Raw genomic sequence first — 12,766 nt, forward strand, 5'->3', positions numbered from 1 at the left:
GCGCGACTCAGAACAGCCGCTGCACAGCAGGCCTTAGCTCAATGTTGCGGCGATGAGATTGCTTGGACGTTTCCTTGACTAATTTTTCACATCGCTTGGGAGACATTATCACCATCCCTACGTGTGATAGACCTTGCCCGCCTAGCAGCGGGCTTTCTTTTGCCCGCCATCTCACCCCGCCCGCATACCTTGGCCGTAGCTCGTTCACCTCTAGCAAATGCACTTGCACCTGAGTCCGCGGCTGATTGGCTTGGCCGTGCCGAGTAACGACCCTCAGTGCTTACCTCCCAAAAGAGGGAGTAAAACGCGTCGAGAGCAAAGGATGGACAGTGCTACGGCTTCGATGCATGCCCAGTGAGGGGAGGGTAAGAAATAGTCAGTCCCTGGGCAATGGCACTGGCTTCAAGCTTCACACGCTCTGCATCGAGAAAACCATACGTGGCTTGCAGATTGCTGATCTTCACTTGAATTTCAGCCATCTTGCTAGCGACCAAGGCAGCGCCTTGTGCGCAATCGATGGTATTACCCCGTTTGGCCGCGAGGATTTCCCCGATTGCCGAAAGGGAAAAACCCATGCTTTGGGCATTTTGAATAAACCCCAGGTCGACAACGGTCTGATCGCTGTAGCTGCGGTAGTTGTTGGCCTGCCGCTGGGCCACGATAAGCCCGAGTTTCTCGTAATAGCGCAATGCATGGCGGCCAATCCCACTTCGGCGCTCCAACTCTCCAATGTTCACAGTAAATTTCCTTGACTGTAGAGCAGACTCTACACCTTAGCCTGCACCCATCATCCAAACAAGGAGTCAGGCATGAGTGTGGAATGCTTCGTAACCGGCGGCACTGGGTTTGTGGGTCAACATCTGCTGGCCCGTCTCACTGCGACAGGGCACAAGACCTGGGTACTTATGCGCAGCCCTGAAAACATTGGGCGGCTTAGACGACAAGTGGAGCGACTGGGCGGTAACCCTACTTATGTTCATCCCGTTGAAGGCGACATTAGCAGGGAGGAGCTTGGGCTCAGCGAGGCAGACAAGCAGCGCGTGTCTTCGGCCGCAGTTGCCTTCCACCTCGCGGCGCAATTTACCTGGGGGCTAAGCATGGAGCACGCCCGCGCAGTCAATGTGCAGGGGGCGCTGAGGATCGCCAGGCTTGCGGCAAACCAGCGCATCCGATTACTGATGGTGGGCGGCTACATGCTGCAAAACCTTACCCACCTTGCCAGTATCGGGGTTGATCATGAGCGCCCTGAAAACACAAACTGGCCCGCAGTCTACGACCGTGTGGGTGGCTACGAAGGCAGCAAGCTTGAGTCCCATTTCGCAGTTATGCGCTACATGCAGGAAGCGGGCGCCGATTACACCATCGTTCATCCTGCTACGGTGTGTGGCCACAGTGAGAGTGGGCACATTCTGGAAGGTCAACCCCTGGCCGAACTCATTCGAAATCTGGCACAAGGCAGGTTCAAAGCTGTCCCCGGTTCCCCCGAGCACTGGTTGCCAGTGGTCAGTGTCGACTACCTGGTGGCGATGATAACCTGCGTGGCCTTCGACCCCTTGATGGCCAACCAGCAGGTGCTGGCACTCTATGAGCGCACACCAAATCTGCAGGAAATGCTTGGCCAGCTGGCAAACATGCTGGGGGTCAAGGCCCCCCGACGCCATGTAGCGATAGGTTTGCTTAGGTGGCTTTTGTCGATTCCTGGACTGGCGGCCCGATTCGCGATCAGCGCCGAGTCATTGAATTTCATTCAGACGCAGCGCTTCGATATGCGCCATAGCAAGCAACTGGAGCAGAGGTATCAGCTAACGCATCCCGACATGGCGCGAACCTTGGAAAACACAGTGCGATACGTCAAGGGTTACTTAATCAACTGAAAGCAATCAATCTTGCAATCTTCGATGAGGTAGCAGGATCTTATATTCGCTGAGGTCCAAACCTATCAGTAGCAATCATTTGCGGCGGGAGCTTTTGACCGAGCGAAAACGATGTTGCGATCAGCAGAATTCTTGTGAGCATGTCTTAGGGCATCATGCCGAGTGGTTTCCTTGAAAGCTCAGGGCTTGGGACAGCGCCGAGCTTGATTTATCCTGCGCCGTCTCCATCAGGGTGCACAAGGACGTTCCCATGATTCCTGTCTCCATGCCGGCCATGCTGCTCGGCTACATGATCTACCTCTTTTCCGAAGTCTTTCTCTGGTTGCTCATCGCCTGCCTGCTGGCACTGCTGGTCCCCCGCTGCCGGCGCTACATGCTGGCTAGGCGTTGGCGCTTCGGCATGCTCGTGGTGCTGCTGGCTGCAGGCAGCGGACTGTATGTCCAGTTCACCTACGAGCAATGGCAGGACTGGCGTGCGCACAATCCCCGCCTCGAGCACGAGGAAGTGCTTGGTGACCTGGTGCTTCCGGCCGGTACGCAGGTCCATTTGCGAAACCTGGAGCCTTTCAACGACCTGTCCGGCGATCCCGTGCCCTATGGCATGCAGAGTCTGGAGCAGGCTGATTTCGAGCGCACGCCAGGTCACATCTCAGGTATGCCCGTGCGTCGTCTGGAACTGGCGCAGGGGCACGGTTTCGCGACGGTCGAGACCCTGTCGGCCCAAGACCTGGCAGGATGGAAATGTGAGCCTGGGGAGGTCGAGTTCGGCTTTCCGTTCGGTGCTCACTTCACCTTTTCCGAATGGAAAATGCGCCGATGCACGCTGGCGCCAGGTACCCAGCTGGGCGGCATTGTCTGGCCTGGCCCGGTAAGGGTGTTCGCCAACACCACTAGCTGGCAGGCCAGGTCCGAGGAAAGCCCGGTCAGGGTACTGGGGATAGAACTGCGTTCACTGACCATGATCCTCGACCGGCCTTATGGGGAAGGTCGCTCGTGGGGAGGCTACTCGAACCAACCCTTCGCGTTCGGTCCTGTTCACTATCCTGCCGACATCCAGGTCAGCCATTATCAAGGCCAGATGCTGTTCAGCCTGCCACCGGACGCACACGCCCAGGATCGTCGTACTGGAACCCCCATCGAGGGCGGGCAGACGGTGGTGCAGAGCATGCAAGGGGAGGTGCTGGGGATACACAGCAACCGTTCAATGGGGGTTTATTTTCCTGACGAAATCATAGTGCGCTGAAATTCAATGAGCGGGAATAGACCGCAAGGCGGCCCCGGCATCTTTCAAGCTTCGTATGGCCGAGCAGCAGTTGAACCGCCCGCGGTTCCCCAACGGGCAGATGTCCACTTGCCGCATCCCCATTATCGCTGCTGGCGCTCGCAGTCAGCTTGCTGTATGAGGCAATGGTGTCAAGCCACTATCTTTGATCGCGGCGTCGGCTTTTGGCGATGCCAGATAGTCAAGGAGCGCCTGGGCTGCGGCATGATGCTGGCTCTTGCTGACGACAGCGCCCGAATACATGGTCATTTTCTGCGCTTGAGCCGGGATCAGGCCAACGATGTCGATACCCTTTACTGGTTTAAGCTCACTTAGCTGTTGGAACCCGATCTGTGCTTGGCCGCGAGCGATCACTGCGCCTACAGGCTCGGCAGGGATCATGTGAGCCTTGGCTACGAACTGGTCACCGAGTTGCATTCGAGGGAACAGGGTCTTGGAGAGATAAACGCCGCTTGCGCTGTCGGAGTAGGCGACAGACCTGCTGTTTTGCAGCACTGTGCGCAAGGACTGCATAGTGCCTATGTCCGGTTTCGGTTCGCCTTTGCGAACGGCCATGGCAATGAAAGACTTGCCGAGATCTATTCGGCTGGTTTTGTCGGCTAGACCGCTGGCGACCAGGTTGTCGAGCGCCGAACCTACCATCAGAACCACATCCGCCTGCTCACCGCGAGCGAGCCTGTTTGGTACGGCCTGCGGGGTCTCGCCCATTGAAGGCGCTGCGAGTACTTCCAGCTTCACGCCATATTTCTTCTCATAAGCTGGCGCCACTTCCCGGATAGCGCCCATGATTCCGCCGGAACTCAGCACGGTCAGCGTTTGCTCGCCCCCTTGTACAACGTCAGTAGCCGAGCAGGCGAATGAAATGGTCAAGAGGGCAGCACAGGACAGCATTCGAAGCATCGGAGCGTTCTCCACCTGTAAAAGCGCGAAATCTTACCGGGGCGTGGAGCAAGCTAATGGTTAATCAACTATTAAGAATGTTTTACATTTCTGTCCGCAGATGGCAGCGATGGGCTGAAAGCGGCAGCGCGCGACTCACCGCTTACGACGCTTTCTAGCCCTCACGGCGGGGTGGTAAGTCACTCCGAGCCATCACTGTTACTTTGCGCTGAGGGCTGCACGAACGTCGCCATGCCAAATGTCATTTCAACAGATCTATGGAGGGAAGCTAGGGTCCAGCACCGATACGGGTCTAGGCCGTGGACAAAGGCTCGCAACATAGAGCTGATTGACAGGTGGTGACCATATTATAGATTGGTCACTATCTGTCAATCAGCTCGCCACGGAGTTAAGCTTTGGACATGAATGAAGATATGAACACCTCGACCCAACGTGGCCCGCTGGATCATGAGATCCGCGACCAGATCATCAACGCGGCGACGCAGCATTTCGGCCATTACGGTTACGAAAAGACCACTGTCTCGGATCTCGCCAAGGCGATTGGTTTTTCCAAGGCCTATATCTATAAATTCTTCGATTCCAAGCAAGCCATCGGCGGGGTGATATGCAGCAATCGCCTGGCCATGATCATGCAGATCGTCGAAGCCGCCATTGCCGAGGCGCAGACCTCATCCGAGAAGCTAAGGCGGCTTTTCCGCTCGATTTCAAAGGCCGGCAGCGATCTGTTTTTTCACGATCGCAAGCTTTACGACATCGCTGCCGTCGCTTCGCGTGACGAGTGGCCATCGGTCAAGAATCATGAACTGCTTATCCGCCAACTCATCCAGCAGATTCTCCTCGAAGGCCGGCAGTCTGGGGAATTCGAGCGCAAGACGCCCCTGGATGAAGCTGTCAATGCGATTTTTCTAGTCCTGCGCCCTTACGTCAACGCGGCTCAGTTGCAGTACAACCTCGATACAGCGCCTGAAGCCGCAGTGCTTCTGCCAGCACTGATACTGCGCAGCCTGGCGCCCTAGCCAATTAGTTGTGACCATTGACAGATTTGGTCACAGGTCTAAGAATTGGGTTCCTATCTTGCTCTTGAGTAACGGAACCCATGCGCCTCAAGTCCGCCACCTTCGTCTTTTGCTTACTGCCTATCGTCCTGGTGGCGTGTGGCGAATCGTCAGTCAACAAAGACCCCCGCAACAAGCCGCCGCTGATCAGGGCGGCGGCGGTCCAGCAGTCCTCCGAGACGGGCCGTTCATTCACCGGCGTAGTGGTCGCACGTACCCAGAGTGACCTGGGCTTCCGGGTGTCGGGCAAGATTCTCGAGCGTTTGGTTGACACTGGTGAAACGGTCAAGCGCGGCCAGCCGTTGATGCGACTCGATCCCATCGACCTGCAACTGCAGGCGCGTGCGCAACAGCAGACGGTCGCTTCCGCTCGGGCGCTGGCCAAGCAGACGGCTGATGACGAGGCGCGTTATCGCGGGCTTGTAGCCGTCGGCGCGGTATCGGCGTCGCGCTATGATCAGATCAAGGCCGCCGCCGACTCCGCCAAGGCTCAGCTCAGCGCTGCCCAAGCTCAGGCTGATGTGGCGCGCAATGCCACGGGCTACGCGGTGTTGTTGGCTGACGCCAATGGGGTGGTGATGGACACTCTGGCTGAACCCGGCCAGGTGGTCAGTGCCGGCCAGGCGGTGGTGCGACTGGCGCGGGCGGGGCAGCGGGAAGCTGTCGTGCACCTTCCTGAAACCCTGCGCCCGACGCCGGGCTCCACAGCTCAAGCTACTTTGTATGGCAATAGCGGCGCGGCCGTGGCAGCCAAGCTGCGCTTGCTGTCGCAGGCCGCCGATGCTACCACCCGAACCTTCGAAGCCCGGTATGTGCTTGACGGCGCGTTGGCGAACGCGCCGCTGGGCTCCACCATTACCCTGAATATCGCAGAGGACAGGAGCGCCACTCAACTGCTGCAGGTACCTATCGCCGCGCTATACGATCCAGGCAATGGCACAGGGGTGTGGGTAATTGCCGGCGAGCCGGCGAAGGTCTCCTGGCGGCCCGTTCAGGTAATAGGTATCAGTGATGATACGGCGCGTGTCGCTGGCAAGCTCAAGGCTGGCGAGCACGTGGCTGCCCTAGGTGCCCACCTGCTGCATGATGGCCAGGAAGTACGACTTGCCCAAGCGGCTGTCACGCCCGTAGCCGTGAGTCAGCCATGAGCAAGGGGCGTTTCAACCTGTCCGCCCTCGCAGTTCGCGAGCGCTCTATCACACTGTTCTTGATTTTGCTGATCGCGGTGGCCGGAACGCTGGCGTTCTTTCAGTTGGGTCGTGCCGAGGATCCGCCGTTTACCGTCAAGCAGATGACCATTATCACTGCATGGCCAGGCGCTACCGCCCTGGAAATGCAGGATCAGGTCGCCGAGCCGTTAGAGAAGCGCATGCAGGAGCTGAAGTGGTACGACCGCAGCGAAACCTACACTCGCGCGGGCCTGGCATTCACTATGGTGTCGTTGCGCGACAGCACGCCGCCGTCGCAGGTGCAGGAAGAGTTCTACCAGGCCCGCAAGAAGCTGGGTGATGAAGCCAAAACGTTGCCTGCCGGCGTTATCGGGCCGATGATCAATGACGAGTTCTCCGATGTGACCTTCGCGGTGTATGCCCTGAAGGCAAAGGGTGAACCACAGCGCCAGCTGGTGCGTGACGCCGAATCGCTGCGTCAGCGGCTGCTGCATGTGCCAGGGGTCAAGAAGGTCAACATCATCGGCGAACAGGCCGAGCGCATCTTCGTGTCGTTCTCCCATGACCGGCTGGCAACCCTGGGTGTGACGCCGCAGGATCTTTTTGCTGCACTCAATAGCCAGAACGCCCTGACGCCCGCCGGTTCGGTGGATACCAACGGACCGCAGGTCGTCATGCGCCTGGATGGTGCCTTCGACAAACTGGCAAAGATCCGCGAGACACCGATTGCCGTACAGGGTCGAACGCTGAAGCTGTCCGACGTCGCAACTGTGGAGCGCGGCTACGAGGACCCGGCCACCTTCCTGGTACGCAACGATGGCGAGCCCGCTTTGCTGCTCGGTGTGATCATGCGCGAGGGCTGGAACGGGCTTGACCTCGGCAAGGCGCTAGAGGCAGAAACCGCGAGCATCAACCACGCCATGCCGCTGGGCATGACGCTCAGCAAAGTCACCGATCAGGCCGTCAATATCGCCTCGTCCGTTGACGAGTTCATGGTCAAGTTTTTCGTCGCGTTGCTGGTGGTCATGCTGGTCTGCTTTATTAGCATGGGCTGGCGCGTCGGCGTCGTGGTTGCCGCTGCCGTGCCGCTGACGCTGGCCATCGTCTTTGTGGTGATGGCCGCCACAGGCAAGAACTTCGACCGCATCACCCTGGGCTCGCTTATCCTCGCATTGGGCCTGCTGGTAGACGACGCGATCATCGCCATCGAAATGATGGTAGTGAAGATGGAAGAGGGCTACGACCGCTTCAAGGCGTCGGCCTATGCCTGGAGCCACACCGCCGCGCCGATGCTCTCCGGTACGCTGGTCACCGCCATTGGCTTCATGCCCAACGGCTTTGCCCAGTCCACTGCGGGTGAGTACACCAGCAACATGTTCTGGATTGTCGGCATTGCCCTGATCGCCTCATGGGTGGTGGCAGTGGCGATTACCCCCTACCTGGGCGTGAAGTTGTTGCCCGATATCAAGCAGGTCGAGGGCGGCCATGCGGCCATCTACAACACCCGCCACTACAACCGTTTCCGCGCGTTGCTGGCGCGAGTCATCGCCCTGAAATGGCTGGTGGCCGGGACGGTCATCAGCTTGTTCGTGGTTTCGGTACTGGGCATGGGGTTGGTAAAGAAGCAGTTCTTCCCGACGTCCGACCGCCCCGAAGTGCTGGTCGAAGTGCAAATGCCGTACGGCACCTCCATCGAGCAGACCAACGCCACGGCGGTCAAGGTTGAGTCATGGCTGCGCGAGCAGGAAGAAGCGAAGATCGTGACCTCCTATGTAGGGCAAGGCCCACCCCGTTTCTTCCTGGCCATGGCGCCGGAACTGCCCGATCCGTCGTTTGCCAAGATCGTGGTGCTGACCGATAGCCAGCAGGCCCGTGAGGCCCTCAAGCTGCGTATTCGAGAGGCCGCCTCCGAAGGGCTGGCGCCCGAGGCCAAGGTGCGCGTCACGCAACTGGTCTTCGGCCCGTATTCGCCTTACCCGGTGGCCTATCGGGTGATGGGGCCAGACCCGATGCAACTGCGCGAAATCGCCACCCGTGTGCAGCGCGTTATGCAAGCCAGCCCGATGATGAGAACCGTGAACAGCGACTGGGGCGCTCTGGTGCCAACGCTGCATTTCTCGCTAGATCAGGATCGCCTGCAGGCCGTTGGCCTGACCTCTAACGCAGTCGCCCAGCAGCTGCAATTCCTGCTCAACGGCGTACCGATCACCACGGTGCGCGAAGACATTCGTGCGGTGCAGGTGGTCGGCCGGGCAGCGGGGGATATCCGTCTCGATCCGTCGAAGATCGAGGGCTTCACACTGGTTGGCTCAGCCGGTCAGCGCATTCCGCTGTCGCAGATCGGCGAGGTCGATGTTCGTATGGAAGATCCGATTCTGCGCCGTCGCGACCGCACACCGACCATCACCGTACGGGGTGATGTTGCCGAAGAGCTGCAGCCGCCAGACGTCTCGGCAGCAGTGTGGAAAGACCTGCAGCCGATCATCGAAACCTTGCCAACTGGCTTTCGCATCGAAATGGCCGGCTCTATCGAGGAATCGGGTAAGGCCAGCCAGGCGATTCTGCCGCTACTGCCGATCATGATCGCCCTGACGCTGCTGATCATCATCCTGCAAGTACGCTCGATCTCGGCGATGGTCATGGTGTTTTTCACCTCGCCACTGGGTTTGATCGGCGTGGTGCCGGTGCTTCTCATGTTCCATCAACCGTTTGGCATCAACGCTCTGGTCGGGCTGATTGCACTGTCAGGGATCCTGATGCGCAACACGCTGATCCTGATCGGGCAGATCCATCACAACGAGAAAGAGGGCCTGGACCCATTCAATGCGGTGGTCGAAGCCACCGTACAGCGCGCCCGCCCCGTGTTGTTGACGGCACTGGCAGCGATTCTTGCCTTCATTCCACTGACGCACTCGGTGTTCTGGGGAACCCTGGCTTATACCCTTATCGGCGGCACCTTTGTCGGCACCATCATGACCCTGGTGTTTCTCCCGGCGATGTACTCCATCTGGTTCAAGATCCGCCCCAGCCGCCTCGGCGATGATTCGAGCGTCACGGCGAAAGCCTGACGCAGCTCCCGGGCCCGCGTTCTCCTGCGGCCAGGGAGAACGCCGACCGACAAAGAGAGGTTCCAATGAGTAACGTTCAGCAGCACAGACGCATTGTGGTAACCGGTACTGGCATCGTCGGGCCACTGGGCTGTGGTGTGAGTGAAGTGTGGCGCCGCCTGCTGGCCGGGCGCTCGGGCATTCGCACACTGCCCGCGCACATCACCGAAGGCACAGGCGTGACGGTGGGAGGACAAGTGCCCACGCTCGAAGAAGACGCGCTGGTGGGCTATCAACCCGAACAGATCATCGCGCCGAAAGAACGCAAGAAGATGGACCGCTTTATCGAGTTTGCGCTGATTGCCGCTCATGAAGCGCTGGAGCAGGCAGGCTGGCACCCGAGCAGCGAAGCCCAGAAGGCACGAACCGCAACCATCATCGCGTCCGGCGTGGGCGGGTTCGGAGCCATGGCAGAGGCCGTGCGTACGACCGACTCACGCGGGCCGCGCAGGCTGTCGCCGTTCACCGCCCCTTCATTCCTGGCCAACATGGCAGCGGGGCAGGTGTCCATTCGCAACGGCTTCAAAGGTCCGCTTGGCGCGCCGGTTACCGCCTGCGCCGCGGGTGTTCAGGCGATTGGCGATGCCGCTCGCCTCATCAGATGCGGTGAGGCCGATATCGCCATCTGCGGCGGTACGGAAGCGGCTATCGACCGCGTGACCCTAGGGTGCTTTGCGGCGGCGCGCGCGTTGTCTACTGGTTTCGCCGAGAACCCGCAGCAGGCCTCGCGCCCGTTTGATCGTGACCGTGACGGTTTCGTGATGGCCGAAGGTGCCGGGCTGCTGGTGATCGAATCACTGGAACACGCCCTCGCACGTGGCGCCACGCCGCTGGCCGAACTGGTGGGATACGGCACCAGCGCCGATGCCTATCACCTCACCGCCGGGCCCGAGGACGGCAGCGGTGCCCTGCGCGCCATGCAACAAGCGCTGCGACAGGCGGGCCTGAGCCCGGTCGATGTGCAGCACATCAACGCCCACGCCACCTCGACCCAGGTTGGCGACAACGGTGAGCTGACAGCTATTCAGGCGCTATTTGGCGCCGACGCAGGCGTGGCGATCAGCTCGACCAAATCCGCCACCGGCCACTTGCTTGGCGCTGCCGGCGGCATCGAAGCGATCTTCACGGTGCTGGCGCTGCGTGACCAGATTGTGCCGCCGACACTGAACCTGAACACTCCGGACGAAGCAGCGGTGGGTCTAGATCTGGTTGCGCTGAGTGCGCGCAAAATGCCGATCACCCATGCGCTCTCCAATGGTTTCGGTTTTGGCGGGGTAAATGCCAGTGTGTTGTTCCGCCGCTGGGAGGCAACGCCGTGAGCGGGCAGCACCAGGCCGCGGGCGACAGCGTGATGCCTACAGAGACCGGCACGCCGCTGACCGGTCAAGTTGTGGCTTTGCTGGCTGCGCTTTCGGCGATCAGCATTTTGTCCACCAACATCATCCTTCCTGCGTTTGCGGACATCGGCCGACAGCTAGGCGTATCGTCCCGCGAGCTGGGCCTGACGCTTTCCAGCTTCTTCATCACCTTTGCGCTCGCGCAATTGGTGGTTGGGCCGCTGGCGGATCATTTCGGCCGCATGCGGCTCGTGCTCGGCGGCCTCTGGCTTTTCGTAGCAGGCACATTGGTCGCAGGCCTTGCCGGCTCACTGGATATGCTGATCGCCGGGCGAGTCATCCAGGCGCTTGGCGTTTGCGCTGCCGCCGTGCTGGCCCGCGCCATTGCACGCGACCTGTTCGAAGGCCAAGCCCTGGCGCGAGCATTGTCGCTGACCATGATCGCCACCGCGACAGCCCCCGGTTTCTCACCGCTGCTCGGCAGCCTGCTGACAACAACGCTGGGTTGGCGAGCGATTTTCGTGATAGTTGGCGTTGCTGCTGTTGTCATCGCGTTTCTCTATGCGCGTGGACTTGGCGAAACGCTGCCGCCAGAACGCCGAACCACCCGATCGGTACCGCAGGTAGTGGGCGCCTACTGGCGGCTGATCGCTGATGAACGCTTCATCCTTCCGGGTACTGCAGTGAGCTTGCTTATGAGTGGGCTGTTCGCATCCTTCGCAGCCGCACCCGCGATCCTCATGAGCGGCATGGGCTTGTCGTCCTTGCAGGCAGGGTTGTACTTCGCTGTCACAGTCTTTGTGGTATTCGCTGCCGGCATGGCCGCGCCGCGTCTGGCACGTCGTTTTGGCAGCCGCACGGTCGCTATCCTGGGGCTGACCACCGCAATGCTAGCCGGCTGCCTTCTGCTGGTCGGGCCGAGCGATCCAGGCCTTGGTTGGTACTCGCTTTCGATGGCGAGTTTTCTCTGGGGTATGGGCCTGGCCAACCCTCTGGGTACGGCCATCACCATGGAGCCATTCGGCAAGCAGGCGGGGCTTGCGTCGGCATTGTTTGGCTTTATGACCATGGGCGCAGCAGCGATCACTACTTGGCTGGTATCGATTCTGGAGTACCCGCCTGTGTCCAGCTTAGGGGTTATCCAGACGTCGGTTTGCTTCGTGGCGCTGACATTGTTCGTTGCGAGTAACCAGATCGAAAGTCGGACGGCCAGATCTTAGAGACTCCGAATTAAGCTCCAGTTGCGTGCTGCAGACCGCTTCTGGGCCGACAGTCAACTTGGATCAGCGACAGCTATGGGTCGAAAGCGGCCGGTCACCACTGTCCGCTATCGACCCGAAGCGGACAGTCACGACAATCAACGTTTGGCTTGCTGGCTGTTGCCGGAGTAGGAGGTTGGCGTACAATCGCCCCCCCAAAAAAATGGCGCGCATGGCGAGAAGGAGCTTCGGTGCAGCGGGTGATGATTATTGGTCAACCTGGGTCGGGCAAAAGCACCTTGGCGCGTGAGCTTGGCCTGCGCACGGGCTTACCTGTCGTTCATATAGACACTATCCACTGGCAGCCAGGGTGGGTTGAACGAAGTCGGGAAGAGAAAACGCGACTTTGTTCCGAGGTCGAGGCTCGTGATCGCTGGATATTCGAAGGCGGCCATTCCGTTACTTGGGCGAATCGGATGGCGCGGGCAGATCTTTTGATATGGATTGATCGTTCGGCGCCGCTTCGATTTTGGCGCGTGCTGCTAAGAACGCTGCTCCAGCGCGGCCGTTCTCGGGCCGATTTGCCGGAGAACTGCCCCGAACTGCTGGCGAATCTGCCAGCGTTTTTAAGATTTATGTGGCGGACGAGAAAATCAGCACGAGTCAATATGCAAAAGCTGGTGGCGACGGCCCCCTCGACATGCCGCGTTGTTCGCCTGCGCTCTAATCGAGATACCTACCTGTTTCTTTCGGGGATTGGCCCACGAGATTGATCGACGAGCGGCTGCGCTATCGAAACAAGCGACGGCGATCGGCTAATAGGGGACGGCCAGCAGCAAATAA

The 12,766-nt window shown here is 59.7% G+C and carries 10 protein-coding genes; 8 read left to right on the forward strand and 2 right to left on the reverse strand.

Annotation, left to right across the window (positions count from 1 at the left end):
* Positions 1 to 332 precede the first annotated feature (332 nt).
* Positions 333 to 737 carry a MerR family transcriptional regulator gene (locus OIU19_RS08015; RefSeq protein WP_186553318.1) on the reverse strand — a complete coding sequence of 135 codons (405 nt, stop codon included), beginning with the start codon at positions 735 to 737 and terminating at the stop codon, positions 333 to 335.
* A gap of 72 nt (positions 738 to 809) precedes the next feature.
* On the opposite strand from OIU19_RS08015, the gene OIU19_RS08020 reads away from it, so the two are divergent.
* Positions 810 to 1,874 carry an SDR family oxidoreductase gene (locus OIU19_RS08020; RefSeq protein WP_264234570.1) on the forward strand — a complete coding sequence of 355 codons (1,065 nt, stop codon included), beginning with the start codon at positions 810 to 812 and terminating at the stop codon, positions 1,872 to 1,874.
* Positions 1,875 to 2,124: 250 nt separating this feature from the next.
* Positions 2,125 to 3,117 (forward strand): hypothetical protein, encoded by a 993-nt coding sequence (locus OIU19_RS08025; protein ID WP_264234571.1) that lies wholly within the window; start codon positions 2,125 to 2,127, stop codon positions 3,115 to 3,117.
* Between the two features lie 144 nt (positions 3,118 to 3,261).
* On the opposite strand, the gene OIU19_RS08030 is transcribed toward OIU19_RS08025, so the two are convergent.
* Complete coding sequence (locus OIU19_RS08030; RefSeq protein ID WP_264234572.1) at positions 3,262 to 4,056, reverse strand: substrate-binding domain-containing protein; 795 nt, start codon at positions 4,054 to 4,056, stop codon at positions 3,262 to 3,264.
* A 401-nt stretch (positions 4,057 to 4,457) separates the two neighbouring features.
* Here OIU19_RS08030 and OIU19_RS08035 point away from each other — a divergent pair, with 401 nt between their 5' ends.
* The 6 genes from OIU19_RS08035 (at position 4,458) to OIU19_RS08060 (ending at position 12,696) form a co-directional block, all read left to right on the forward strand.
* The gene (locus tag OIU19_RS08035; protein ID WP_264234649.1) at positions 4,458 to 5,072 is read left to right on the forward strand and encodes a TetR/AcrR family transcriptional regulator; all 615 of its coding nucleotides are present in this window, start codon (positions 4,458 to 4,460) and stop codon (positions 5,070 to 5,072) included.
* 80 nt (positions 5,073 to 5,152) lie between these two features.
* Positions 5,153 to 6,259 carry an efflux RND transporter periplasmic adaptor subunit gene (locus OIU19_RS08040; protein ID WP_264234573.1) on the forward strand — a complete coding sequence of 369 codons (1,107 nt, stop codon included), beginning with the start codon at positions 5,153 to 5,155 and terminating at the stop codon, positions 6,257 to 6,259.
* A complete protein-coding gene (locus OIU19_RS08045; protein ID WP_264234574.1) occupies positions 6,256 to 9,348 on the forward strand; it encodes an efflux RND transporter permease subunit in 3,093 nt (1,030 codons plus the stop codon). The genes OIU19_RS08040 and OIU19_RS08045 overlap by 4 nt, the downstream gene beginning before the upstream one ends.
* A gap of 65 nt (positions 9,349 to 9,413) precedes the next feature.
* Positions 9,414 to 10,706 carry a beta-ketoacyl-ACP synthase II gene (gene fabF / locus OIU19_RS08050; RefSeq protein WP_264234575.1) on the forward strand — a complete coding sequence of 431 codons (1,293 nt, stop codon included), beginning with the start codon at positions 9,414 to 9,416 and terminating at the stop codon, positions 10,704 to 10,706.
* Positions 10,707 to 10,738: 32 nt separating this feature from the next.
* A complete protein-coding gene (locus OIU19_RS08055) occupies positions 10,739 to 11,944 on the forward strand; it encodes a Bcr/CflA family efflux MFS transporter (RefSeq protein WP_264234650.1) in 1,206 nt (401 codons plus the stop codon).
* A gap of 230 nt (positions 11,945 to 12,174) precedes the next feature.
* A complete protein-coding gene (locus OIU19_RS08060; RefSeq protein ID WP_264234576.1) occupies positions 12,175 to 12,696 on the forward strand; it encodes an AAA family ATPase in 522 nt (173 codons plus the stop codon).
* Positions 12,697 to 12,766: the final 70 nt, after the last annotated feature.

This window comes from Pseudomonas sp. BT-42-2 (genome assembly GCF_025847435.2).
In the GTDB taxonomy this organism is placed as follows: domain Bacteria; phylum Pseudomonadota; class Gammaproteobacteria; order Pseudomonadales; family Pseudomonadaceae; genus Aquipseudomonas; species Aquipseudomonas urmiensis.